Source organism: Marivirga harenae (assembly GCF_030534335.1).
Taxonomy (GTDB): Bacteria; Bacteroidota; Bacteroidia; order Cytophagales; family Cyclobacteriaceae; genus Marivirga; species Marivirga harenae.
On sequence record NZ_CP130565.1, the window covers coordinates 2971044 to 2996513 of the forward strand.

The following is a 25470-nucleotide window of genomic DNA, read 5'->3' on the forward strand; positions in this document are numbered from 1 at the left end:
TAATTCTTACAGCCAATTTGGCATTTGAAATCTCTTTTTGAACCCTTTAATTGGGCTTATTCCATTATTCAATTGTTATGCCAATAAAATATTTCCTAATTTTGGAATTATTTTAGGTTCAAAACCGACATTTTTCGGATATTAAAGTTTAATATACTGACATATTTACCGTAAAACTATCAAATTGTCTTGAAGCACGCATTTAAATATTGCTTTTTCCTAACCTTATTTTTTATTTCAATTGATCTATCAGGTCAATTCAATCCTCAAGTAGAATTATCAAAGAAAGAAGCCGAAAAGTTATTCCCCTTTTATTTTCCCAATGTAAATCAATTTAATTTTTATGTGGATGAAAATGCCATGAATAGAATTGAAAGAGCACAAGAGAATAAAAACTGGGAAAAATTTAAGGATTTGCTGGAGGATTACGTCAAGAAGTTTGCAACAGAAAACTTCTATAAAGACACACGTTTGATCTGGCAGTTGGCCAAGATGGAGGAACTCTACGGGGATTTTGAAACTGCAAAAAGCTTATACAGACTCGCTTTAAAACATCATCAAAGTAGAATTGATTTAAAGCAAATGGAGATTTTTATGGATTCTGTTCAACTTGAGCAGACTGATGATTATGTCCCGATCGATTATTATTACGAGTTGGTAGATTTTAGAAAATCAATTGATACCCTTGTGCCCCCTCGCGGCATATTATTAAGCATGGGCAAGCAAATCAATTCAAATATGGAAGATTATGCTCCGGCTTTAACTTTGGATAATAAAACTATGATTTTTACCTCCAAAAGGAGTTTGAGTGGGAGTTTATTGTCAAACAATTCTAATGAGGATTTATATATAGCAATCCAGGAAGATGGAATGTGGCAAGATGCCGTTCAATTAAGGGATATTAATAGCCGATATAATGAGGGTTCAGCTACTTTAAATGCGGACGGTAATCAGATTATCTTTGCTAGATGTGGTTCTCCAGATGGTTTTGGGAATTGCGATTTATATGAAACGCATCTTCAAGAGGATAGCACTTGGAGTTCTGCAATCAATTTAGGTCCAAACTTGAACTCAAAGGCATGGGATTCTCATCCATCTTTGTCCGTAACCGGTGATTCACTGTTTTTTGCTTCAGATAGGATTGGGGGATTTGGTTTGTCAGATATTTACTTTTCTATAAAGGATGAGGATGGTAATTGGACAAGAGCTAGAAATCTCGGCCCTGTGGTGAATACCCGAGGGAATGAAGTAAGTCCCTTTATTCATCCACGATATAAAATTCTATATTTTAGTTCGAATGGTCATTTACTAAATTTTGGAGGCTTTGATATCTATAAAGCTAATTCGAAATTATTTTTGTGGGATGAACCTCAGAATATAGGGCCATTAATAAACACTGAAGGTGATGAGTATTATTTCACTATCGATTCAGACTCAGAAGATTTATTTTACGCTGGTTCCTCTTCAATGAGAAGCAGAAATCTAGATCTATTTTCTTTTCCTTTACCCATGGAAGCGCAGCCTGGTGCAAGTACTACCGTATCAGGAGTAGTGACTGATACAGTTCAGGGTAAACCATTTAGAGGTATTGTTTCCATAGTAGATATTGAAAACGGAATTGAAATTGCACCAAAATTTACAAGAGAAGATGGTAGTTTTGAGTTTAATTTGATTAATAATGCAAATTATGTAATGGTTGTGCAGTCTGATAAATTGTTCAGAATAGAAGAAATGTTTTTCCTTTCTGGAGATACAGTGATGAACAAAAATATTGATCCCGTCTCAAGTAAAATACGGTTTAAATCGATTGAATTTGAAGAAAATTCTTCCAAATTAAGACCAGATATGTACAGTGATTTGGATAAAGTAGTTGATTTCCTGTTAGATTATCCAGAATTTAAGCTTAAGATATCTGGTCACACTGACTCTTCAGGAGATGAGTTACGGAATAAGTCATTGTCTCAAGAAAGAGCAGATGCAATTCGCGATTACATAATTATTCTCCATCCTATTGAAGAAAATCGCGTGGTAGCTGTTGGATTCGGAAACAATCAGCCAGTGGTTAAAGATGAAAAAACCGATGACGATAGAAGATTAAACAGGAGGGTAGAGTTTGAAATCTACCGTCCAGAATCTGAGTAGTTATCTTAACTCTAATAAAACCACATTTTCTACATGGTGTGTTTGTGGGAACATATCTACTGGCTGTACTTTAGAAACTTTGTACTTTTCGTCAAGTAAGGCGATGTCTCTAGCTTGAGTTGCTGGATTGCAGCTTACATAAACCACTTTCGGGGCCTTTATCCCAAGTATAGTTTCGATGACATCAGGATGCATGCCAGCTCTTGGCGGATCCGTTATAATAAGATCAGCTTTGCCGTTTTGTGCTAAAAATTCATCATTGAAAACATCCTTCATATCACCAGCAAAAAATTCAGTGTTTTCAATATTGTTTAATTGTGCGTTCACTTTAGCATCTTCAATGGCCTCAGGGACATATTCCACTCCAATCACCTTTTTGGCACTTTTAGCTATAAAATTTGCAATGGTACCTGTTCCAGTATAAAGATCATATACAGTTTCGGTCCCTTTCAAGTCAGCAAAATTTCTAGCCACTTTATATAGTTCGTATGCTTGCTCTGAATTTGTTTGATAGAAAGATTTAGGTCCAATTTTAAACTGCAAACCTTCCATTTCCTCAATGATGTGGTCTTTTCCGTGGAAGACATGCACGTCCAAATCGTGGAAAGTTTCATTTCCTTTTTGATTTATGATGTACAGCAGGGACGTGATTTCCGGGAAGCTCTCCTTCATGTGATTCATGATCAAATTAAGCCATTCAGTATTTTCTTCCGCAACTTGCAGAATTACCATAGTCTGACTAGTAGAAGAGGTACGGATGATTAAGTTTCTTAAAAAGCCAACTTGCTTGATTAAATTGAAATAACTAATGTTATGTTCTTTCGCAAAACGATCAACAGAATTCCGGATAGCATTGGAAGGATCAGCTTGAAGATAGCATTTTTCTATTTGGACTATCTTATCAAATCTCTTAGGGATATGAAAACCTAACGCATCTGAATCAAATTTTTCACCTGATTCGATTTCCTCAGTCGTTAGCCATCTGTTGTTGGAGAAGGTGTACTCCATTTTATTTCTATAGAAAGTAGTGTTTTTGGAACCTAAGATCGGTAGCATTTCTGGCAGCTCAACCTTTGCAATTCTTTCCAAAGCATCTTTCACTTGTTCACTTTTGAAACCCAACTGATCTTCATAGCTTAAATGTTGCCATTTACAACCACCGCACACTCCATAATGACTGCAAAACGGCTCAATTCTTAAGTCAGATTTTTTATGGAATTTTATGGCGCTTCCTTCTAGGAAACTTTTTTTCTTTTTATGAACCCTTACGTCAATAACATCTCCAGGAGCTGTATTTGCTACAAATACTACTTTATCTTTATAATAGCCCAATGATTTGCCTTCTGAAGCTATTTTTTCAATTGTTAATTCTTGTATAATCGGATGTGGTTTTCTTCCCATAGTCAGCAAAATTAGGCTAATAATTTTGAAGGGAAAAGCTAGCGCGTTGAATTTATGTTCGTTGCTCTAGTCAGCAATTGAAAATGTTGGACTTATTTATATTCTGTGTTGACGATGTAACTTGTAAAATCATTATTATAAAAACTGGATACTATATATTGATCCGATGATTTTAATCGTCAGTTATACGAAAACTTAAATTCAATTATTATTTCAGTTATTTTGAGAGATTTATTGAAGAAATGAAAACCTGCAAGGTTTCCAGAAATTTCAATAGTCTATTGATACTATCATCAACATTAATGCCCAACTCAAACCTGTCAGGTCTTGGCAAAGCCTCAAAAATAATCCTATAAACTTTTAATTTGTGATGTTTTGATGTACGCCACTTTATCTTCAAAAACCACTTTACTCCAAACATCAATTTGATCCTTTACTTGGACTTTTGCTGGTGAATTTACTTTTTCAATCAAATTTGCTCCTGATGAAGGACCTTCTAAAAGGAAACTTGGTGTACTAATTATAATAGCTTCTGATTTTCCTTGGTAATTGTTTAATAATGCAATTACTAAAATGGGAAAAATAGTAAATGCAAAGTAACTCCTTTTTTTGGTAGCTGATTTCTGATTTTTAATCATCATGCCAAAACCAAAGAGTAATAAAATTGAAAGGAAAGATTGTAGGTAAATCTTCCATTCTTTATAAAATAAATCAGCTTTATAGCTTAATCCATATTCAAATCCAATAGCATTCTTTTTCTCTGTAGTTTCTTTAAGATATTGTAAGGCTGTTTCGTCTTTAGTTTGTTGGAAATAGTTTTCTAAATAGAAAATAGAATTTCCGATATTACCCATACCTTCTTCAATTCTTGCTAGCTTTAAGAGCATTGCAGGGCTAGATTTTCCCTCCTTATAAATTTTATCGTAAATTTTTATTGCACTAATATATTGTTTTTTTTCATATAGAGAATCGGCCATAACTAATTCCTTTTCAAGGGACTGTGTAAGACCGATATTGCTATTTGCAGTAAAAAGAATCAGTAGCCAAATCAGAATTTTAAACTTTTGCATTTGCATTTTATTAATTAGTACTTACCTTTGCAACGCAATTAAGGAAAACGACTCCTTAAAAGCAATAAAAATACTCTTTACTCAATGAATCGAGTGAGTTAATTAAACGAATTAACAAGAGATAAATGTTAATGACTCGCTAGCTCAGCTGGTAGAGTATCCCGACTGAAAGAGTCGGGAGGGTCTTGGGTTCCGAACCCAAGAAAGAGAAAGTGTATTGATGAAATAAATGACTCGCTAGCTCAGCTGGTAGAGCACATCCCTTTTAAGGATGGGGTCTTGGGTTCGAACCCCAAGCGGGTCACTTTTTTTGAATTGTGAAAACAATTTTAAATAACAAATTCTTTATAAAGCTCTAGTTAAGTGAACTAGGGCATTTTTTTTCTTTAAAATACAACTTGCTGGTTCATCTGGTAGAGTATCCCGACTACAAGAGTCGGGAGGGTCTTGGGTTCCGAATCCAAGAAAGAGAAAGTGTATTGATGAAATAAATGACTCGCTAGCTCAGCTGGTAGAGCACATCCCTTTTAAGGATGGGGTCTTGGGTTCGAACCCCAAGCGGGTCACATTTGCGAAACCTATCTATTGAGAAATAGATAGGTTTTTTAGTTTTAGCATGTATATTTGCCTCTAGAGTGAAGCGCACGTGGTGAAATTGGTAGACACGCCACCTTGAGGGGGTGGTGGGCGAAAGCCCGTGGAAGTTCGAATCTTCTCGTGCGCACAAAAAAAGGCTATGAAATCAGTTTCATAGCCTTTTTTATTTATGGATGCTAGTTTTTAATCTGCAAAAGCCATTAGCAAATCTTGCTTAGTAATGATATGAGCCTCATTTCTATCATCTAAGATCATCAAGGCCTTATCTCCATGATTCATCATAGAAGAAATTGTGTCTACGGTCGTGTTCATTGCAATGAATTTAAAGGGATCATCCATTATTTCTGCAATTGGCTTGTCTCTCAAATCAGGGTTTTCAACTAGTTTATTTAATAATTTAGTGTCTGAAATACTCCCTACAAATTCATCAGATTTTGTAACAGGTAATTGAGATATGGAAAGTTCATCTAATAACCTTACAACTTCTCCAATCTTCTTTTCACTATCAATACTAATTAATTTGTAGCTTTTACTTCTTTTCTTAATTATATCCTTGGCTGTAGCATAATCATTATTTTCAATAAAGCCATGATCACGCATCCAATCATCATTGTATATTTTACCTAAATATCGAGTTCCGTGATCGGGTAAAATTATCACCATTACATCATCTTCTTTCATGTGTTCCTCTGCGTACTCAAGTGCACCATGTACAGCTGAACCACAAGACCATCCACAAAAAAGACCTTCTTCTCTAGCCAATCTTCTAGTCATAATTGCCCCATCTTTATCAGTCACTTTTACAAAATGGTCAATCATGGCGAAGTCCACATTTTTAGGCAATATATCTTCCCCTATCCCTTCTGTCAAGTATGGATAAATCTCTTTTTCGTCAAAAACGCCTGTTTCTTTATATTTCTTAAATACTGAGCCATAGGAATCTATTCCAATGCTTCGTATTTCCGGGTTTTGTTCTTTTAAATATCTCGAAGTACCGCACATTGACCCACCTGTTCCAACGCCAGCTGCCCAATGCGTTATTTTGCCCTCTGTTTGTTCCCAAATTTCAGGTCCAGTTGTTTCATAATGTGCCCGTGTGTTGGACATATTATCATATTGGTTTGGATAAATAGAGTTAGGAGTATCCTGGTGTATTTTTTTGGCCACAGAATAATACGATCTGGGATCGTCTGGACTCACGTTGGTAGGGCAAACAATGACTTCCGCTCCCATGGCGCGAAGAATGTCCATTTTTTCTTTAGACTGCTTGTCAGCCAAGGTGAAAACGCATTTGTAACCTTTAGAGATAGCAGCTAATGCTAAGCCCATCCCTGTGTTGCCAGATGTCCCTTCAATTATAGTACCTCCGGGTTTCAGTTTACCTTCTTTTTCAGCATCCTCAACCATTTTGATCGCCATCCGATCTTTCATGGAGTTGCCAGGATTGAAATATTCAACTTTAACCAGAATTGTACCTGGTATTCCCTTGTTGACCTTATTTAATTTTACCAATGGAGTGTTGCCAATGGTCTCTATAATAGAGTTGTAGTACATTTTTTAATAGTTTGCTTTCCGCAAAGTTAGTTATTTATAATCATCATTGAAATGTGACGTATGTAATATTCATATTCTTTTAAGAAGAACAGTCGGTTTTAAAGTGGCGTTATTTGTAAAGTATTAAATTAAAAAGAATATGCAGAGCCTTAATCCACAAATCTTAATTAAAATCAGTGAGTTGTCAGACTACGGTTACAACAATAGTTTTCAATTTGAAAACGGAGAATTGGTGTTAAGAAAAGAAGTAGAAGAGCGTAAAATTGAAAAGCATTATGTTGCAGAACAAGTTTCTGTTGAAGCTGAATACTTATATGAAGATAAAGGATCAGCTGTAATTACTTTCATGACCAACGATGGTGAGTTGGGTTATGCTATTGATACTATGGATCCAACAGGTCAATTCCCATTACTCAAATATTTTGAGGCCATAGAAGAATAATCTTCTTTAACAATATTTTATTGTATCCGTTGTTTTACCAAAACAAACAATGTAATTATGGATCCAATGAAAACAGTGGCTCAAAAGATAGATGAATTGAAAGAGAAGGGGTTTGTTGAAAACTTTTTCTTTGAAAATGGGAAGCTTCAAACTGAAAGTGATGCCTTTGAGCAAAACGACATTAAAGAGATAAAAGAATATAGATTTGAAGGTAAATCCAATCCTGATGACTTGTCGATTTTATACCAGATTACTACGAAGTCTGGAAAAAAAGGAACAATAGCGGATGGGTTTGGCCCAAATGCAAATCAAGAACTAACAGAATTTGTATTACAGGCAGAATCTTAATTCTGCCTTTTTTGTGCCAGTAGGTATAGCACAGCCATCCTGATGGCAACCCCATTTTCAACTTGATTGAGGATAATAGACTGCTTTGAATCTGCAACATCACTACTAATCTCTACCCCTCGGTTTATTGGACCAGGGTGCATCAAAATGATCTCCTTGCCTAATCCATCCAATAACTTTTTATTTACTCCATAATAAAGAGAATATTCCCTAAGAGACGGGAAGTATTTCAATTGTTGCCTTTCGAGCTGAATTCTCAAAATATTGGCAATATCGCACCATTCTAAGGCTTCTTTAACATCCCAACTTATTTCTACTCCCAATTCGGATATATATCTGGGTAGAAGAGTGGCAGGCCCACAAACCATTACCTCTGCCCCCAGTTTTTTTAGTGCGTAAATATTTGATAATGCGACTCTGGAGTGTAAGATGTCACCAATGATTGCAACTTTTTTTCCTTTAAGATCTTGGATTTGCTCTCTTATTGAATAAGTATCTAGTAATGCTTGAGTAGGGTGTTCATGAGTACCGTCACCTGCATTTACAATATTTGCTTGAATATTTCTTGATAAAAAATGTGCTGCTCCCGGACTTGAATGTCTCATCACAACCATATCCACTTTCATGGATAAGATGTTATTGACAGTATCAAGAAGAGTCTCTCCTTTCTTTACAGAGCTATTAGAAGAGGAGAAATTAACCACATCTGCAGATAGTCGTTTCTCTGCCAATTCAAATGATAATTTGGTTCGAGTAGAATTTTCGAAAAATATATTAGCAATGGTTATGTCTCTGAGTGAGGGGACTTTCTTTATGGGTCTATTGATAACTTCTTTAAAGTGGTCTGCAGTCTGAAAAATCAATTGAATATCATCAGCTGTTAAGTCTTTGATACCCAATAAATGATTTACACTTAAATTTGTCATTGTTCTTCGTTTGTCACTAACCAGATTTTATCATTTTCTGCGCCTTGATCCGTCCACTCCACTAACACCCGTTGCGTCTTGATTGTATTTACTCTTCTACCAACATAGTCAGCTTGAATAGGTAAATCTCGAGTATATTTCCTGTCAATAAACGTTAATAATTCAACGAGTCTGGGCCTGCCAAAAGCGATCATAGCATCTAAGGCCGCCCTTACTGTTCTTCCTGTGAATAGGACATCATCAATTAAGATCACTTTTTTATCTTCAATAATGAAAGGAATTTTTGTAGCATTTGCTTGCAGCGGAGTGTCCCGTCTTCTAAAGTCATCTCGATAAAATGTGGTATCCAATAAGCCCAAGGGGAGGTCTTTATTGAGACGTTCATTTAATCTTTTTTGAATTCTTTGGGCTAAGAATTTACCCCTTGGTTGCAAACCAATTAATACAGTGTTCTGAAAGTCTTTGTGATTTTCAATCAGTTCTTCCACTAACCTGTTTATGGTTATTTGCAGCAGATCGGTATCTAGGATTAGACGTTTTTCCATGGCGCTGGGGCAAAGATAGTAAACTAGCTATTTATTCGACCACGATTTTATTGATAAAAAATACTTTTCTGTTCAATTTTATATTTTTTTCTTTTAGATTTTTAACTCTATTTACCCCATAAGCATAAAAATTATTACCATACCACTGCTTCAAGCCTTCTAATTCTTCATCATTGCTTTTCATTTCATCACTTTCATACATTAATTTTAAGCTTTCAGTAAATTTACCTTCAATTAATTCGCTGCCTTTTATGACTTTAATTTTCAGCTCTTGATTAAAGAGATATAGCATCACAATTTCATTTTCAAGAAAAGCTAGATGAACATGTTCTTCCAGCTGGAAGCTTTTTAGGTCATTGATTTCAAAGCTATTATCCCAAAGTAATTTTCCGTCATCATCGAACGCAATGATGACAGCATGCGTATATTTATATCCATCGAATACTTGAGAACTCGTATTGTTGAAAACTGCGTCATAAGTATAAGATGAATAACCATAACCACTAGATCTATTAGAGTAGGTCGGGTAATAAGCTTCTCCAATTAATATATTCTGATTATCTTGTCTGACTATATCTTGAACAAATAGTCTATAACTGAATCTTAGCTTTTTTCCTTTAATTTTCTTCCTAGCGATTCGCTTTAGCACTCTGTCCTTCCGTCTTTCCTTCATGTAGTTGAAAAAGTTTTCTAAATTGGCGTAGTTGTAATATCTAATTTTGTCTTGATTCTGTCGTTCAAGATCAGCAACATATATTCCTCGAGAAGTTTCTGTTCTTCTTTTGATTGAATAAGTACCAGCTAGTAGATTTCCACCGTCACTGCTGTTAATAATTCGTCCGTCAGTAAGACTTAAGTCATCTTTCGCCTGTAAATTTTCTTGGAAAATCGGTTCTCCCATGGTGTTGAAAGCCCGAACAGTAATTCCATATCTTTTGCTCGGTAAGCGGTCAGAGGTAATGACCCGTATCCAATCATCATCTGTTTTCGACACCATTTGCAAAAGTGAGCTTCTTTCATCATAAAAACCAGGCAAGACCACCCCTCGTTTTGCTGTAAAATTGTACATCAATACCACAGTCCGCATATTTACGTTACCACCTAGAACCACTGCATCATTTTTAACTTCAAATTCACTTAATCTGATAGGCACAACATTTTCATATACATATGATTTGAAAGTATCGCTGTTTATGGAAAAAGTTAGAAACAGCAGATCTTTTGCAAAATCATACCCTTCCTGGAAAAGCATTACAAATTGACCGTTGTCATAACTGTAGCCCCGAAATGAAAATTTATTATTGATTATTACTTCACTTCTATTTACTTCCTGGAGACTAGTGTCAAGTCTGATAATTTCCCAAATTGATTCGTTATCTTCTGTTCTTTTGTCCATTTCTTTAAAAAGGAAAAGTCCATTTTCTTTAGCGGAAACAATATAGTACTCATCAGTAAAATTATCGATTTCTATTTCATACCTTAAAGGCTGTGAAATTTGACCTATTACGGATTCACCAAATGACAATATTATTATCAGGAATACAAATTTTAAGTGCATATTAAAAGTCATGATATTTTATTCATTCGTAGTAACTTATCTACATCTCTATTGTTAAAAGAAAAAAATACAGAAGCTATCCATTATCCTTCTCAATATATCCTTTAATTTTACAAAAAATCAAGAAGCTTTGGAAAATAAACAAATTATAAAAATTTTAAAGAATACCGCCAAACTCATGGAGCTTCATGGCGAGAATGATTTTAAAATTAAAAGTTACCAATCTGCTATTTTTAAGCTCGAGAGATTTAATAAAAGTTTGGCGGGAATGGATTTAACGGAACTTCAAAATATTGAAGGAGTTGGAAAAAGTTTAGCCCAGTCTATTACTCAAATTAGCCAAAATGGTTCTTTTGATGTTTTTGACGAATTAAGCAATAAAACACCTGAGGGCATTTTGGAAATGATTCAATTAAGTGGCTTTGGACCCAAAAAAATAAAATTGATTTGGGATCAGTTAAATATTGATAATCTGGAGGATCTACTGATTGCTTGTAAAGAAAATAGAGTAGCTTCACTAAAAGGTTTTGGAGAAAAGACTCAAGTCAAATTGATGGAGGCAGTTGAATTTAAATTGAATTGGAGAGGATATGTCCACTACAGAGAAGCCATTCAATTGGCTGAAAAAATCATTGAAGATTTAGTAAAGATCGAAGGAGTCATTGAACTGTCCATTACATCAGATTTGAGACGAAAGATGGAGGTCATTAAGCCTCTTGAGCTATTGATTGCCACTGAAAATAAGGCCAAACTTGTGCAATTTGTTGCCAAAAATGAAAATTATGAATTAGATAAAAAAAATTCGGGGCCTTTAAGTTTAAGATTTAAATTCAAGCCTTTGAAAGCTGAAATTAAGCTAATTTTTACAAGCAAGAATCAGTTCACCAATGAACTATTTAAAACTACAGCAAATCCTAAACATTTGAATTTTGAATTAGAGGACGGAAAGACTTTCCATTCTATTTTAAATGAAAAACTGTTTGCTTCTGAAGAAGAAATCTATAAAGCCGCAGGACTTCCTTTTATCGTTCCTGAATTGCGAGAAGGCTTGTGGGAATTTGATTGGGCAAAGGAAAAAAAGATGCCTGCCTTAGTCGAGATGAAAGATTTGAAAGGGATTTTACATAATCATAGTACATACAGTGATGGTAAAAATTCTTTGGAAGAAATGGCGGTTTATTGCAAAGACTTAGGATATGAGTACTTAGGTATAAGCGATCATAGTAAAACAGCAACTTATGCCAATGGATTGCAAGAATTTAGAGTCAAAAAGCAGCATGAAGAAATTGATGAACTAAACAAGAAGCTAGCTCCATTTAAGATTTTCAAAGGAATTGAATCCGATATTTTGAATGATGGTTCCTTGGATTATGCTAATGATGTGTTAGAAAGTTTCGATTTTGTAGTATCGTCTATCCATTCACCGCTGAGCATGGATGAAAAAACGGCAACAGAGCGGTTGTTAAATGCCATAGCTAATCCCTTTACAACCATACTAGGGCATCCTACGGGAAGATTGTTACTGCAAAGAAAGGGGTATCCAATCAATCACAAAGCTGTTATAGATGCCTGTGCTGAATATGGAGTTGTGATTGAAATTAATGCGCATCCCTGGCGCCTAGATTTGGACTGGAGGTATGTCCGATATGCATTGGATCAAGGTGTACAAATTTCAATAAATCCTGATGCTCATGAAACAATTGGATATCACGATATGTATTATGGACTCTGCGTTGGTAGAAAAGCGGGTCTAACAGCTAAGGATACTTTAAATGCCAAGAGCTTGAATGATTTGTCGAAATATTTTAAAGACCGTAAAGCGTCTGCACTTTCAAAAGTTTAAAATTTGAAAAATATAAATAAAGTTTTAATTGTACGCTTTTCATCTATAGGTGATATTGTGCTTACCACACCTGTTGTAAGGGCAGTAAAATTACAGTTAAATAATGTGGAAGTTCATTTCGCTACTAAAAATAGTTACGCGAGTATTCTGGAAAATAATCCCTATATAGATAAGGTTCATCAATTAGATAATGATTTAAACGATTTGGTTTCTAGATTAAAATTAGAAAACTTTGATTATGTAGTTGATTTACATAATAACCTTAGAACTCGCATTATAAAGTTAAGATTAGGTTTGCCATCAAAATCCTTTGACAAATTAAATTGGGAGAAGTGGTTAATGGTCAATATGAAAGTCAATAAGCTGCCTAATCAGCATATTGTTGATAGGTATCTGGAAGCTGCTTCAGCATTAGGGGTTAAAAAAGATCAGTTTGGTTTAGATTATTTCATTCCTGAGAAAGATGAAGTGGAAACTACCTGGTTGCCAGAAACTCACCAAAAGGAATACGTAGCTTACGTGATTGGTGCACAGCATAACACCAAAAAATTACCATTTAAGCGAATGGTGGAATTATGTGATAAAATTAATAAGCCAATTATCTTGTTAGGTGGCCCAGAAGATGCAGCAATGGGGGAGCGGGTTGAACAGTTTTTCAAACAGACCGATGATTCTGCTGCTTATGAAGAGAAGTTAACTGAAATGGGTAAAAAAGCTAAAATATTTAATGCATGTGGAAAATTTAATTTAAATCAATCAGCTTCTTTGGTTAAAAATGCTTCTTACGTCTTCTCGCACGATACTGGTCTAATGCATATAGCGGCTGCGTTTAAGAAGAATATATTTTGTATTTGGGGTAATACCATTCCCATGTTTGGGATGTATCCGTACAAGGCCAAATTTACGATATTAGAAAATACAAAAGTGAATTGCAGGCCCTGTTCGAAAATAGGTTTTCAAAAATGTCCTAAGGGCCATTTTAATTGTATGAATAAAATTGTATTTGATTTTTGGTTGCCTTAATGGAAAGCGTCTTCTATATGATAGTGGTTGTCAGGATTATTTAAATCAATGCTTAAGACATCGAATCGTATATCTTTCTGCCAATTTATTGCAAAAATGTAATTTTCAGCCGCTTCCAGTATTTTATTGATCTTTCCCTGGTTTACTCTTTCTTCAGGAAATCCATGTTTAAAAGAATGTAAAGCCTTTACTTCTATAAAGATAAGTAAGTTGTTATGCAGACCAATAATGTCAATTTCAGCTCTTCTAAACCTATAATTTCTCTCTAAAATTTCAAAACCTTTAGATTTCAGTATATTTATTGCAAAATCTTCTCCCTTATCTCCTATTTCTTTCGTGTTCATGTTGAAGATGTCATTCTAATATTATATTTGTAAATCGAAAAAAAACTGAACTAAATAACCATTGTGATAAAATTAATAAAAACTTTTCCAGAGCAACTTAAAGAAGCATTGGAATTAACAAATCAAATTAACCCAAATGACTTTTCCAAAGAAGATATTCAGCATATCGCTATCAGTGGAATGGGAGGGTCTGGAATTGGAGTCCATCTTGTGAAAAGCATAGTAGAGAATCACTGCAGTTTACCTGTTACTTTGATTCAAGGATATAATTTACCAGCATGGTTAAACAGCAATACATTATTTATTGCATGTTCTTATAGTGGAAATACTGAAGAGACGCTAACGTTATTAGAACTGGCAAATAAAAGGACGAATCATATTTTTTCAATTACAACTGGCGGGGCATTAAAATCGATATCTGACAAGGGTAAAATCCCACAATATAATTTTTCAGGTGAAGCTAAGTGTCCAAGGGCAGGACTTGCGTATCCATCAGTATCAATTTTAATGCTACTTCAGAAATTGGGTTTTTGTCCAGGTTTAGAAATTGAGGTAGAAATAAAGTCTTCTATATCCCTGCTAGATAAGCTTCAACCTGAAATACAATCAGAAGCAGAGAAATTGTCAAAACGAATCAAAGGTTTTTTCACTTTACTATATGCAGATCAAAGGTTTTTTCCTGCTGTTTTGAGGTTTCAGCAACAATTGGCAGAGAATAGTAAGCAGTTATCGCATGCGCATGTTTTTCCAGAGCTTAATCACAATGAATTAGTAGGTTGGAGATTTCCAGAGGAACATGTCAAAAGTTCTAAAGCATTGGTTTTAAGATCTGATTTTGACCATGAGCGTAATCAAAAAAGGATGAACATAAGTAAAGCAATTATAGCAGAGAAGGCAGAAGTAATTGAGCTTCATGGAAAAGGAGATAGCTTTATACAACAGTTATATTATTTCATTCATTTGATTGATTGGACAAGTTTCTATTTAGCCATGGAAAACCAAATTGATCCTTTTCCTGTTGATAACATTGACTTTTTAAAAAATAAATTAGCAGAGTAAATCGTGAATTTCAAACTCAATAAACAAACTCAGTTTCTTTCTTTAGGAATGATGGACTATAAGAAAGCCTGGGATTATCAGGAAGAATTGTTTCTCAAAACCATAGAGATAAAAACTTCTAACAGAAAGCTTGAGGAAGTAAGTCACAAAATAACTCCAAACTACCTCATTTTTTTGGAACATCCACACGTTTACACGCTTGGAAAAAGCGGTTCAGAAAGCAATCTCCTATTGGATCAAAATGGATTAAAAGAGAAGGAGGCTACCTATTATAGAATAAACAGGGGGGGAGACATTACCTACCACGGACCAGGACAGATTGTTGGCTATCCTATTTTAGATTTAGATAATTTCTTCACTGATATTCATAAATATTTAAGATTATTGGAGGAGGCTGTTATCCTCACTTTGAAAGATTATGGGATTGACTCTGGTAGGATAAAAGGCTTAACAGGTGTTTGGTTAGACTACGAGGAAGGCGCTACAAACCCTAGGAAAATTTGTGCTTTAGGTGTGAAATCAAGCAGATGGGTTACTATGCATGGCTTTGCTTTTAATGTGAATACAAATTTAGATTACTTTAAGAATATTATTCCGTGTGGAATCGAGGATAAAGCGGTTACGTCTATGGAAGCCGAACTAGGGGAGAAGCAAGATTTTTCTGAGGTTAGTAGCAAATTGAAGCAATACATTGCAGAACTATTTGAAATGAAATTGTTGGAAGAGATATGAAAAAAGATATTGATTTTTCACCTGTAACGGGTGTAGAGTTAGTAATTACTCGATCGGAAAATGAGGGAAATGCCCAGTGGGATGTTTATCTTATTAATAAAAACCTGATTGAATTAACCACTGTAATGATTACTTCGAAAGGTTATGGTGAAATCAATGGAGAAGAAAAGGAGACCTCCGTTTTACGTCATATGATTGAACAAGTGGAGCAACAAAGTTTTGAACGCATTGAGCCCATTCAACCTGAACTCTTTAAGTTGAACAATGAATATTGGGTGAGTTATTTTATTCTCGACCAGGTTTTTGATAAGAAATTTGTCTTTGTTCCTGACAGCATCCAAAAAGAGAATCTTCAATACATTCCTGAATTAGATTTGATGGGAGTTCGTCATGCCTAAGTGGCTTTGTTGAAATTTTATTCACAATTCTGTATATTGACTTTTTTTATAACCTCCTTTTTATGAAATCACTTACTATTCAACTCTTATTTTTGCTAGCTATTGCTTATTCTGGTGCCCAGGCTCAGATTAGTGGGAAAAGCTGGAATGAAGTTAAAACCGCAGGGCAAGGTGAACTTACTTGCGTTTATTATCAAACGCCTGGACTGGTTTTTGAAGAAAACGGAAAGATGCAAGGGGTATGTATTGACATTATGAATGAATTTAAAGCTTTTGTAAGTGATAAATATAAAGTAAATGTAACTTTCAATTTTGAAAAAAAGGTGCCAGTTTTTACAAATTTCATTAATACAGTGAGAAATGGTAAGAATGTGATGGGAGTTTGTAATACCAGTATTACATCGGAAAGAAAGCAGTACTTAAGTTTTAGTCCTGCTTACATGAACAATCCCTCAGTTTTACTTTCCAACCAAGATGCAGAAACGCTAAGGGATTTTTCTAATATGGCTGAAACCTTTGAAGGTTATAAAGCGATTATCATCAAAGGCTCCACGCATGAAAAGTACCTTAAGAAGATAGCAGACCAATACTATCCCAATTTGAATATCGAATATGCTAATTCTGGAACTGAAGTGAATACTAAGTTAAGGAGTAATGACAAGTATTTTACTTTAATTGACTTTACTGAGTATTTTGACGCGGTGAGGAAGAAAATGAACGTTACAAGACATCCCGTTGCTTTAGATGAACTAGAAGATCAATTAGGTTTCATTTTCCCAAAAGGAAGTGATTGGACAAAGGTATGGGAAGAATTTCTTACACCTACCTTTAAAGAAAGCGTTACCTACAAAAAGATTGTGGCAGATAATTTGGGGACCTCTTTCGTCAATCTAATTAGATAATTATTTGTCTAAAAGTTTTATTGATGCAGAATTGATGCAATATCTCAAGCCTGTTGGTTCAGGTCCATCAGGAAAGACATGGCCAAGATGAGCATCACAAACGTTGCAAAGGACTTCGACTCTCACCATTCCAAAGCTAACATCTTTCACATATTTGATGACGTTATTTTCAAATGGTTCAGTGAAACTAGGCCAGCCCGAACTTGAATCAAATTTCAAGGTAGAATCAAAGAGAGTTGTCCCACAGCATCTGCAAGCATATTGTCCAGCCTCATGAGCTTCACAATATTCCCCAGAAAAAGCCCTTTCTGTTCCTTTTTTTCGAGTAACTCTAAATTCTTCCTCCGATAGAATGTTTAGCCATTCTTCATCAGTTTTTTCAACTCTTTTCGGGGGTTGAGGACTACCGTTATTTGCAAATTTTATTACTTCGTTCCAATTCATTCGTTAGCTATTATTTAATACAGTAATAAACTGATGAGTTGATGCTATGTTTTACTAAAATCAGAAAGTTCTTGATGGTTTAAGTAGTAGACATAAAAAAAGGTTTCCCAAATTTGAGAAACCTTGATTCAATTAAATGATCTTAAAATGTATATTTATCAATTAAGCTAATTTCACATTCACTGCATTTAAACCTTTTTTTCCGTCTTGAAGTTCATAAACAACCTCATCATTTTCTCTGATGTCATCAATTAGACCAGATACATGTACGAAATAATCTTGTTGTGTGCTCTCATCAATAATAAATCCAAAACCTTTTGAATCATTAAAGAATTTTACTGTTCCTTTATTCATTATAATAATTTTAATTTTCACAAAGCTACGTCTTTTATTTTCAATTACTATCACTTTGCTCTTTTAATTTATTATTAAGAAAATCTAAATACGAAGAATTTTTTCAGAAAAGACATAGAATTGACTAGTTCACATTTTAATTCTATTAATTTTAGCAAAAAATTTACCTCCTAATTTAATAGTATGATTAGAAGTTTCTTATGCCTAATTTTTGTTGGTCTTATATCTATTTCATGTTCTAATTATCAAACTGATCAATCTATCACCAATTACACTATTGATTTTATAGATAAAATAGCTATTTCTAATTCTGATTTTGCTGATAGTACTAGATTTGGAGGCTTATCTTCAATTGACTTTTTAGGTAAAGATAATTTTGTATTGATTTCTGATGACAGATCTGAATTTTCACCAGCCAGAATCTATGAAATGAAAATAGATTTTGATTCTAGTGGAATAAAGGAGTATGCTCTTACTAAAACCATCTTTTTATCTAAAAAGGATAAGTCACATTTTGCATACAATGAGATCGATCCGGAGTCAATCAGATACAGAAAATCAACTGATACTTATTTATATGGAAGTGAAGGCGGAAGAACAAAGGAGTGGGTGAATCCATTTATTTGGGAAATAAATCGAGCAGGTGAGTTTATTTCAGCAGTGGAGGTACCTGAAATTTTTCACTTTCGCAAAGAGAAAGGGTTGAGAGTTAATGGAGGATTTGAAGGTTTGACGTTTGAAAATGACACTATCATTTGGTATGCCAATGAATTGCCATTAAAGGAAGATGGTGATGAAGCTGGATTTGAAGTTGGTAGTTTTCCTGTCCGTCTGGTGCGCCATGATATTAAAAATAATAATGTTTTAGGTCAATATGCTTATAATATCAGTCATTTGGTTCAGAGACCTATTCCTGAAGGTGGTTTCTATATCAATTCAGTACCTGAATTATTGTATATTGACAATGGTAGTCTGTGGGCAATAGAAAGATCATACACCAAAGGGGTAGGGAATTTTGTGAAGCTATTTCAAATAAATCTTGAAGGCGCTACAAATATTAAGGAGGTTAATGGCTTGAGTAAAGAAGAATATAAGGCAGTAGGCAAAAAAATGATTCTGGATTTTTCAAACTTCAATCAGAAAATTGATAATGTGGAAGGGATGACTTTTGGCCCAATTTCCCTGATGGCAGTAAAAGTCTGTTGTTTATTTCAGATGATAATTTTAATCAAGAGCAAGAAACTCAGTTGTGGTTGTTTCGTGTAAAGTATACTGATTGATTTTATTTAGATTTTAAAATAGTTAAGCCAAGAAGAAGATGTTTTGCATGGTTTGTTTTTACTAAAAATAATATGAATTTCTTTTCAAACTTTCTCAATAGCTCAGGTGTTTTGGAAAATTCCAAGATAATGGAAAACTATGGACATCTTTTCCTTGATGAGGAACAGATAGAAGTAGGTTTTAAACTCAACAATGACACCTTTGTTTTTACAAATAAGAGGTTGATATTTATCGGTAAGCAAGTGATGGAAAGCACTGATATAAGTACTCTATCAATTCCATTTACTCAAATCTCTTTTTTCTCTCTGGTAACAAGTAAGAATCTAGATCCCAAGGCAATTTTAAAAATATGGCTCATTGGGCAGCAAGAACCAATTTTAGAAAAGGAATTTAATAAGTCGGTAGATGTTTACGAGGTGCAAAAGATTTTGGCAGGACATGTACTGTAACGAATACTTCAAATAGGAAAATTTGATTAAGCTATTCCGTCAATTGAGTGCTCAATTATCAGCCTAGCTTAATCAAATAAACAGTTGGAGTCTTATTTCAAGTCAATATCATAGATTCCAAACCTTCTTTTTAGCTCCATACTTCCCATAAGGTCTTTGGCAGAAATTTCCTGCAGTTTTGTCTGTCTACTGACCTCATCAGAACCAGCCAAATAGATTAAAGCCTCCCTCAATAGTTTTTCATTCACATCACCTAAATCTAGCTTTACTAAAGAATTGTCTCTTAAGGGGATGTCAGGATAAAATCCTAAATCATAATCAGATTGATTCAGGCTATTAAAAGACTTGGTAATGATAGGTTGCATTCCCCAAGTGTTGTCGGGGTTGTTCTCTTCGTAGAAACTAGTGGAACCAACATTTTTACCAACAGTCGTATCTCCTATGATAAAAGTTTCCATAAAAGGGTTTAATCCATTTATCAAAAGTTCTGATGCGGAAGCTGTTCTGGTGGATGTTAACACAGTTAGCTGCGGACTTTTAAGGTTTGAGCCTATATTTTGAGTTTTTTGAACGAATTTCCGGTTCAAAAAATCTTCACCGTACTCATCAATAAAAGCTTGTTTTAGTCCTTCGTTATAATCCCTTTTCACAAATATGTCCTGCTCGGAGATATTGGAGCCTATTAAGCTTGCCAAATTAATTGTTGCTCTTTCAGCACCGCCACCGTTGTATCTTAAGTCAAGCACAAGGTGATCGATCCCTTCAGATTTGAATTGTTCAAATATTTGATCCATTTCCTCGGCATATTTGGCACTATCAGTGTCAATCCCTACTGAAAATAAATTATATACATAATAGCCTATTTTTTTACCGTTTCGTGTATAAACCGTATCAAGGTGATTAGGATTTTCAGCAAATTGTACAGCACCCAGCTCGAAATCTCCTATTTCTAAAAATTCCTCGTTTTCGAAATCATATCGCTCAATCGTTAAAGTATGGTTTTGACTGAGATTGCCAAGTTGATCTCTGTAATTATCTAAAGTCAAGGCACCCCCATTGATTTTAGTAAAAAGATCGCCCCTTTTTAGACCACTCTGCTCTGCTGGAGATCCATTTTTCACATAAGCGATTTGTCCAATCACGCCATTCTCGTTATTTGGGTCATTATATAAGATGTACTCATAGCCCGATTCTAAGGTGATTCCTTGAAGGGAATTAAGTAATTCTTGAAAATTTGGCTGAATCCAAGAAAATCTATCTTGATTTGAAAGTAAGCTATAGAAAAAATCCTCAGGGCTTGCTCCATTTATACTTTTATCCGGTAAATCCTCATTCCAATAATAGTACAGATTCATATTATCATAAATCCAATTGTTCACATATTCATTGGTTCCTTTTTCAAATTCCTCTGGCTCCGGCTCCTGTTCCCGGCAAGATGAAATCAGAATAATAGAAAAGATCATTAAAAAAGCGAGAAGACTTTTCATTTTTGCCATAGTAGGTGGTTATTATTTTAATAATCTAAATTTCTAATTTAAGAAAAAAGTTCCGTTTACTGTATAATAAGATTGAGCTATTAGTTTGAAATTTTCTGAATGATGAATAGTCTTAAAATATCCTCCCCTTGAGCTTAACTGCCGTGATTCTAATTGGGATTTGCCTAATTTTTCTGCCCAAAAGTCTACTAGAACTGCTTGGGTTGAGCCCGTAGCATGATCCTCTAATTGCTGAACATGTGGAACAATAGTCCTACAAACAAAATCATCATTGAGTGAAGAAGGAGCAGTCACGCTATATCCAAATACGTCAATTTTCCTTAATGCTTCAAAATTCGGTTTCATGTCGGCAAGACTGTCCTCATTTTCTAAGAGCACAATATGCTTGTTTTCAGTCGAATAATATTCTACAATCTTTTGTCCCAATGCTTTTTCCAATCCTTCAGGGGGAGTTTGGACTTTACTTCTTTTGATGTTTTTCAAAATTATGAAATGTTCATTCTCCGAGTGTTTATCTGCTTCTATAATTATGTTACCTTTCAATAGTTTGAAACCATTCCCTAAAGCTAGTTCTGTAAATTCTTGAGTTAGGAATACTGTAGCCGCCATTGCCCCATGACCGCATAAACCAATTTCAGCATCTGGCGCAAACCACCTGATCTTAAATTCATTTTCATGATCTGTTCTCCATAGGAAGGTGGTTGCCGGCTGCTTCATTTCGGTGGCTATTGATTGTAGCCTTTCATCAGATAGTTCTTGGTTAAGAAGAATTACAGCTGAAGGGTTTCCTAAAGTACCAGTCTTGGAATTAGAAAACACATTAATGATGGAAAATGGAAATGCAGATTTCATAGAATTTTATTTAAATTAAAATTACAATTAAAAAAAGAATAGCAAGTAAAATGGCAATCCATTTAAGATTATTCTGGTAGCTACGACTTGGGAATTCATATTGACAAATAGGACAGAAATGAGCATTTTTTTCAATCATCATAGCACAAGAGGGGCATTCTTTTTTCATTATTTCATTTCTGATCTAGTATAGATGCTATTTAATGTTTCTACGCACAAAATTCAAGAAATGGATAGCCAAATTGTAAAAAGATAATCTTGAATTTTCTTGTAAAGATTGACTAGAATATGTACATTCATATCAACGAGTAGGGAGATCTGATTTCCCAAACGTTATCAAGAGGTAGGATTAATGGTGAAGTACCGCCATTATCACCCCAAAGGCGAGTTTAAGCTCGCCTTTTGATTTTTGGGGTAGTAACTTCTAAAGAATTAATTCTCTTTATTTTCAGAATTTTCTTCTCTGTCTTTTTTCTTGTCTTTCTTAGGCTCTTCTGGTGGGCTGTCTAATATATTACCGTATTCATCAACATATGCTATCATGTCATCTAAATTGCCTCCTTTGGATTGTTCTTTGCGCAATTCTTTCTTCTCTTGCTTCTCTTCTTTTTTCTTCATGCGCTTTTTCTCTTTTTGTTTTTTGATAAAGCTATTTTGTGATCTTGCCATAAAGTAGGGTTTTAATTAATAGTGTAAGACAAGCATTCTACTTGAATATAAATACCCCCTTTGAAAGGGTTCAAAGTAGAGTAACCATGGGAAGGTATCGTTAAAGATAGATGCACAAATGGTCAAACTGACTTCGAGTAGATACAAAGCTACCAAAAAGCTTTTGAAATAACTATTATTTAAAGCAATCAGCTCGCTAGTATTCTTGTATTGCTAAGTCAGAAGTTTTACTTTTGGTTCATATTAAATTGAATTAATTTGAAAAGATCTCAAACAATTGAAGAAGAACTAGCCAACAGCCTTACTCACGGCTTTGGTATTTTATTTAGCGTGGTTGCCATATCTCTCTTAATCACATTTTCCGTCTTAGAAGGGAGTGTGCTACATATAATAAGTAGTAGTTTTTTTGGTGGAGCATTTTTGTTAATGTATACGTTTTCAACGCTTTACCATGCTATTCAACATCAAAAAACAAAAGCAATTTTAAGAGTATTTGATCATATCAGCATTTATTTTCTTATTGCCGGCACTTATACTCCATTTTTGATATTAGGAATTGGAGGTACAATGGGTTGGATTATGTTTGGGATTGTTTGGGGCATTGCTTTATTCGGGACCATCTTTAAAATCTTTTTTACTCATCGTTTTCCTAAGCTTTCTCTAATACTTTATTTGGGGATGGGGTGGATTGCAATCTTTATTGCAAAACCATTATATGAAGAACTGTCAACTACTGTATTGTTATTATTGATAGGAGGGGGGCTAAGCTACACTTTAGGAACAATCTTTTATACGAACCATAAAATGCATTATGCACATGCTATTTGGCATGTGTTTGTGTTGATTGGAACGATAACGCATTTTATAGCCGTAATGTATCTTTTATAAGATTTAATAATCTGATTCACGGATATTTAAAAGTTTTTTGATGGCTTCAATGGTTTTAGTCTCCATATCATGAATAAATCCATCGGCCATAATTACTTCTTGTAAATCATTCATGATTCTATTTGCGTTGATATTATCATTTTTATATTTAAGGTAATTATGATATATGATATGGTTGATGTCAGAATCAGATAGTTCTTCGTAGTCATCCTTCAAGCTCACAAATTTTGATTGAAGTTGATCCATATCTTCAATATCTGGAAAATAATCTTCCATTTTAGATAGAATAACTTCAATCTCAGATCCTTTTAAGCTATAATCTGAGCTACCTACATGAATTAGTAGGAATAAAATAAAGTTTTCGTAATTCTTAAAAATATGATGCTTGTCCATTTCTTAGTTATGTTTATGTAAATCTAAGCTTTTTAAGAATAAAAAAATAAAAAAGGCTTTGTCAATCGACAAAGCCTTAATTTTCTTCTTTGAACTGGTGAAATTACATCATTCCACCCATTCCGCCCATGCCACCTGGCATTCCACCGCCTGGCATTCCACCACCGGCTTCTTCTTCCTCTTCATCTGCTACCACACATTCCGTAGTTAACAACAATCCTGAGATAGAAGCTGCATTTTCTAGTGCTAAACGTGTTACTTTCGTTGGGTCAATGACACCTACTTTGAATAGATTCTCAAATTTATTAGTTCGTGCGTTGTACCCAAAGTCGTCTTTTCCTTCCAATACTTTATTGATGATTACCGAACCCTCTTGGCCAGCATTTTCAACAATTGTTCTTAGAGGTGATTCAAGAGCTAATCTGATGATATTAACACCAGTTTCTTGATCTTCATTTTCCACGTCAACTTTTTCTAAAGATTTGATAGCTCTTAATAAGGCAATACCGCCACCTGCAACAATTCCCTCTTGAACTGCAGCTCTTGTAGCATGCAATGCATCATCTACTCTATCTTTCTTTTCTTTCATTTCTACTTCCGTAGCAGCACCTATGTAAAGTATAGCTACACCACCTGACAATTTAGCCAATCGCTCTTGTAATTTTTCTTTGTCATAATCAGAAGTAGTGTTCTCCATTTGAGACTTGATTTGACCTACTCTCGCCTGGATGTCTTCTTTCTTACCAGCACCATTAACAATAGTAGTATTGTCTTTGTCGATGGTTATTTTCTCAGCAGTACCAAGATATTCTAAAGTAGCTCCATCTAATTTGTAGCCTCTTTCTTCAGAAATAACTGTTCCTCCAGTTAAGATAGCGATGTCCTCTAACATTGCTTTTCTTCTGTCTCCAAAGCCTGGAGCTTTAACAGCAGCAATTTTTAAAGAACCTCTAATTTTGTTTACCACTAAAGTAGCTAAAGCTTCGCCTTCAACTTCTTCAGAAATAATCAACAAAGGTTTACCCGTTTGAGAAACAGCTTCAAGGATTGGAAGCAACTCTTTCATGCTACCAATTTTCTTATCATAAATTAAAATATAAGGATTATCTAATTCCGCTTCCATTTTTTCTGTGTTGGTCACGAAATATGGTGATTGATACCCTCTATCAAACTGCATACCTTCTACAGTTTTCACTTCCGTTTCAGTACCTCTTGCTTCTTCTACAGTGATAACACCATCTTTTCCCACTTTGTCCATTGCTTCAGCAATCATTTTACCGATAGTGGCATCATTGTTTGCTGAGATAGTACCTACTTGCTCAATTTCGTTGCTGTTAGAAATATCTTTAGATTGCTTTCTTAGGTTTTCAACAACAACTTTTACTGCTTTTTCAATTCCTCTTTTCAAGTCCATTGGGTTAGCACCAGCAGTTACGTTTTTCAAACCGTGTTTGAAAATAGACTGTGCTAAAACCGTAGCAGTAGTAGTACCATCACCAGCTTCATCGGCTGTTTTAGATGCCACTTCTTTTACAAGCTGAGCACCCATATTTTCGATTGCGTCTTTTAATTCTATTTCCTTAGCAACAGAAACACCATCTTTAGTAATAGTAGGAGCACCGAATTTCTTGTCAATAATTACGTTTCTACCTTTTGGTCCCAAGGTAACTTTTACTGCGTTTGCTAATTTATCAACGCCTTTTCTTAAGCCATCTCTAGCTTTTAGATCAAATGAAATATCTTTTGCCATTGTCTTATAA

26 protein-coding genes and 3 tRNA genes are annotated in these 25470 nt (G+C 34.6%); 15 read left to right on the forward strand and 14 right to left on the reverse strand.

Features of this window, described 5'->3' with window-relative positions; all coding sequences use genetic code 11:
- Positions 1 to 189 precede the first annotated feature (189 nt).
- Positions 190 to 2142, forward strand: coding sequence for an OmpA family protein (locus tag Q3Y49_RS12745; RefSeq protein ID WP_303268664.1), 1953 nt, complete (start codon positions 190 to 192; stop codon positions 2140 to 2142).
- Here the strand turns inward: Q3Y49_RS12745 and rlmD are convergent, their stop codons facing one another.
- The gene (rlmD, locus tag Q3Y49_RS12750) at positions 2143 to 3543 is read right to left on the reverse strand and encodes a 23S rRNA (uracil(1939)-C(5))-methyltransferase RlmD (RefSeq protein WP_303268666.1); all 1401 of its coding nucleotides are present in this window, start codon (positions 3541 to 3543) and stop codon (positions 2143 to 2145) included.
- A gap of 350 nt (positions 3544 to 3893) precedes the next feature.
- Positions 3894 to 4613 carry a tetratricopeptide repeat protein gene (locus Q3Y49_RS12755; protein ID WP_303268667.1) on the reverse strand — a complete coding sequence of 240 codons (720 nt, stop codon included), beginning with the start codon at positions 4611 to 4613 and terminating at the stop codon, positions 3894 to 3896.
- A 231-nt stretch (positions 4614 to 4844) separates the two neighbouring features.
- Between Q3Y49_RS12755 and Q3Y49_RS12760 the strand changes: the two genes are divergently transcribed.
- The 3 genes from Q3Y49_RS12760 to Q3Y49_RS12770 all read left to right on the forward strand — a co-directional run bounded on the left by Q3Y49_RS12760 (position 4845) and on the right by Q3Y49_RS12770 (position 5337).
- A tRNA-Lys gene (locus tag Q3Y49_RS12760) sits at positions 4845 to 4917 on the forward strand.
- Between the two features lie 189 nt (positions 4918 to 5106).
- Positions 5107 to 5179 (forward strand) — tRNA-Lys (locus tag Q3Y49_RS12765).
- A gap of 74 nt (positions 5180 to 5253) precedes the next feature.
- Positions 5254 to 5337 (forward strand) — tRNA-Leu (locus Q3Y49_RS12770).
- Between the two features lie 56 nt (positions 5338 to 5393).
- On the opposite strand, the gene Q3Y49_RS12775 is transcribed toward Q3Y49_RS12770, so the two are convergent.
- Positions 5394 to 6764, reverse strand: coding sequence for a cystathionine beta-synthase (locus tag Q3Y49_RS12775; protein ID WP_303268668.1), 1371 nt, complete (start codon positions 6762 to 6764; stop codon positions 5394 to 5396).
- Between the two features lie 139 nt (positions 6765 to 6903).
- On the opposite strand from Q3Y49_RS12775, the gene Q3Y49_RS12780 reads away from it, so the two are divergent.
- Both Q3Y49_RS12780 and Q3Y49_RS12785 read left to right on the forward strand, forming a co-directional pair.
- On the forward strand, positions 6904 to 7206 hold the full coding sequence (locus Q3Y49_RS12780; protein WP_303268670.1) for a hypothetical protein: 303 nt from the start codon (positions 6904 to 6906) through the stop codon (positions 7204 to 7206).
- Between the two features lie 57 nt (positions 7207 to 7263).
- Positions 7264 to 7554 (forward strand): hypothetical protein, encoded by a 291-nt coding sequence (locus Q3Y49_RS12785; RefSeq protein WP_303268671.1) that lies wholly within the window; start codon positions 7264 to 7266, stop codon positions 7552 to 7554.
- Here Q3Y49_RS12785 and Q3Y49_RS12790 read toward each other — a convergent pair.
- The 3 genes from Q3Y49_RS12790 to Q3Y49_RS12800 are packed head-to-tail and all read right to left on the reverse strand — an operon-like array spanning position 7551 to position 10583.
- Positions 7551 to 8480, reverse strand: a complete 930-nt coding sequence (locus Q3Y49_RS12790; protein ID WP_303268672.1) for an aspartate carbamoyltransferase catalytic subunit — start codon at positions 8478 to 8480, stop codon at positions 7551 to 7553. The genes Q3Y49_RS12785 and Q3Y49_RS12790 overlap by 4 nt on opposite strands.
- Positions 8477 to 9025 (reverse strand): bifunctional pyr operon transcriptional regulator/uracil phosphoribosyltransferase PyrR, encoded by a 549-nt coding sequence (pyrR, locus tag Q3Y49_RS12795; protein ID WP_303268674.1) that lies wholly within the window; start codon positions 9023 to 9025, stop codon positions 8477 to 8479. Before pyrR ends, Q3Y49_RS12790 begins: the two co-directional genes overlap by 4 nt.
- Before the next feature lie 31 nt (positions 9026 to 9056).
- Positions 9057 to 10583, reverse strand: coding sequence for a hypothetical protein (locus tag Q3Y49_RS12800; RefSeq protein WP_303268676.1), 1527 nt, complete (start codon positions 10581 to 10583; stop codon positions 9057 to 9059).
- A gap of 130 nt (positions 10584 to 10713) precedes the next feature.
- Between Q3Y49_RS12800 and polX the strand changes: the two genes are divergently transcribed.
- On the forward strand, positions 10714 to 12426 hold the full coding sequence (gene polX / locus Q3Y49_RS12805) for a DNA polymerase/3'-5' exonuclease PolX (RefSeq protein WP_303268677.1): 1713 nt from the start codon (positions 10714 to 10716) through the stop codon (positions 12424 to 12426).
- A gap of 3 nt (positions 12427 to 12429) precedes the next feature.
- The gene (locus Q3Y49_RS12810; protein WP_303268678.1) at positions 12430 to 13449 is read left to right on the forward strand and encodes a glycosyltransferase family 9 protein; all 1020 of its coding nucleotides are present in this window, start codon (positions 12430 to 12432) and stop codon (positions 13447 to 13449) included.
- Here the strand turns inward: Q3Y49_RS12810 and Q3Y49_RS12815 are convergent.
- Positions 13446 to 13793, reverse strand: a complete 348-nt coding sequence (locus Q3Y49_RS12815) for a YraN family protein (RefSeq protein ID WP_303268679.1) — start codon at positions 13791 to 13793, stop codon at positions 13446 to 13448. The two genes, Q3Y49_RS12810 and Q3Y49_RS12815, sit on opposite strands and share 4 nt — an antisense overlap.
- Positions 13794 to 13856: 63 nt before the next feature.
- Between Q3Y49_RS12815 and Q3Y49_RS12820 the strand changes: the two genes are divergently transcribed.
- The 4 genes from Q3Y49_RS12820 (at position 13857) to Q3Y49_RS12835 (ending at position 16884) form a co-directional block, all read left to right on the forward strand.
- Entirely contained in the window at positions 13857 to 14852 is a 996-nt protein-coding gene (locus Q3Y49_RS12820; RefSeq protein WP_303268680.1) for a bifunctional phosphoglucose/phosphomannose isomerase, read from the forward strand.
- A gap of 3 nt (positions 14853 to 14855) precedes the next feature.
- Complete coding sequence (gene lipB / locus Q3Y49_RS12825) at positions 14856 to 15584, forward strand: lipoyl(octanoyl) transferase LipB (protein ID WP_303268681.1); 729 nt, start codon at positions 14856 to 14858, stop codon at positions 15582 to 15584.
- Positions 15581 to 15982: a hypothetical protein gene (locus Q3Y49_RS12830; protein ID WP_303268682.1), complete on the forward strand. Its 402-nt coding sequence runs from the start codon at positions 15581 to 15583 to the stop codon at positions 15980 to 15982. Before lipB ends, Q3Y49_RS12830 begins: the two co-directional genes overlap by 4 nt.
- Before the next feature lie 62 nt (positions 15983 to 16044).
- Positions 16045 to 16884 carry a substrate-binding periplasmic protein gene (locus Q3Y49_RS12835; protein WP_303268683.1) on the forward strand — a complete coding sequence of 280 codons (840 nt, stop codon included), beginning with the start codon at positions 16045 to 16047 and terminating at the stop codon, positions 16882 to 16884.
- On the opposite strand, the gene msrB is transcribed toward Q3Y49_RS12835, so the two are convergent.
- Together msrB and Q3Y49_RS12845 are read right to left on the reverse strand one after the other, a co-directional pair.
- Positions 16885 to 17328: a peptide-methionine (R)-S-oxide reductase MsrB gene (gene msrB / locus Q3Y49_RS12840; protein WP_303268684.1), complete on the reverse strand. Its 444-nt coding sequence runs from the start codon at positions 17326 to 17328 to the stop codon at positions 16885 to 16887. It abuts the gene before it with no gap.
- A gap of 162 nt (positions 17329 to 17490) precedes the next feature.
- Positions 17491 to 17682 (reverse strand): cold-shock protein, encoded by a 192-nt coding sequence (locus Q3Y49_RS12845; protein WP_013452942.1) that lies wholly within the window; start codon positions 17680 to 17682, stop codon positions 17491 to 17493.
- Positions 17683 to 17865: 183 nt separating this feature from the next.
- On the opposite strand from Q3Y49_RS12845, the gene Q3Y49_RS12850 reads away from it, so the two are divergent.
- Together Q3Y49_RS12850 and Q3Y49_RS12855 are read left to right on the forward strand one after the other, a co-directional pair.
- The gene (locus Q3Y49_RS12850; RefSeq protein ID WP_303268688.1) at positions 17866 to 18948 is read left to right on the forward strand and encodes an esterase-like activity of phytase family protein; all 1083 of its coding nucleotides are present in this window, start codon (positions 17866 to 17868) and stop codon (positions 18946 to 18948) included.
- An 86-nt stretch (positions 18949 to 19034) separates the two neighbouring features.
- Positions 19035 to 19412: a PH domain-containing protein gene (locus Q3Y49_RS12855; protein ID WP_303268689.1), complete on the forward strand. Its 378-nt coding sequence runs from the start codon at positions 19035 to 19037 to the stop codon at positions 19410 to 19412.
- Between the two features lie 92 nt (positions 19413 to 19504).
- Here Q3Y49_RS12855 and Q3Y49_RS12860 read toward each other — a convergent pair whose 3' ends face one another.
- The 3 genes from Q3Y49_RS12860 to Q3Y49_RS12870 form a co-directional block, all read right to left on the reverse strand.
- A complete protein-coding gene (locus Q3Y49_RS12860; protein WP_303268691.1) occupies positions 19505 to 20908 on the reverse strand; it encodes a S41 family peptidase in 1404 nt (467 codons plus the stop codon).
- Positions 20909 to 20941: 33 nt separating this feature from the next.
- Positions 20942 to 21760 (reverse strand): PhzF family phenazine biosynthesis protein, encoded by an 819-nt coding sequence (locus Q3Y49_RS12865; protein ID WP_303268693.1) that lies wholly within the window; start codon positions 21758 to 21760, stop codon positions 20942 to 20944.
- A gap of 432 nt (positions 21761 to 22192) precedes the next feature.
- The gene (locus tag Q3Y49_RS12870) at positions 22193 to 22429 is read right to left on the reverse strand and encodes a cold-shock protein (protein WP_303268694.1); all 237 of its coding nucleotides are present in this window, start codon (positions 22427 to 22429) and stop codon (positions 22193 to 22195) included.
- A gap of 258 nt (positions 22430 to 22687) precedes the next feature.
- On the opposite strand from Q3Y49_RS12870, the gene trhA reads away from it, so the two are divergent.
- Positions 22688 to 23317, forward strand: a complete 630-nt coding sequence (gene trhA, locus Q3Y49_RS12875; RefSeq protein WP_303268695.1) for a PAQR family membrane homeostasis protein TrhA — start codon at positions 22688 to 22690, stop codon at positions 23315 to 23317.
- Positions 23318 to 23320: 3 nt separating this feature from the next.
- Here trhA and Q3Y49_RS12880 read toward each other — a convergent pair whose 3' ends face one another.
- Positions 23321 to 23710, reverse strand: coding sequence for a tellurite resistance TerB family protein (locus tag Q3Y49_RS12880; protein ID WP_303268697.1), 390 nt, complete (start codon positions 23708 to 23710; stop codon positions 23321 to 23323).
- Positions 23711 to 23813: 103 nt separating this feature from the next.
- Complete coding sequence (gene groL, locus Q3Y49_RS12885) at positions 23814 to 25460, reverse strand: chaperonin GroEL (protein WP_303268699.1); 1647 nt, start codon at positions 25458 to 25460, stop codon at positions 23814 to 23816.
- Positions 25461 to 25470 lie beyond the last annotated feature (10 nt).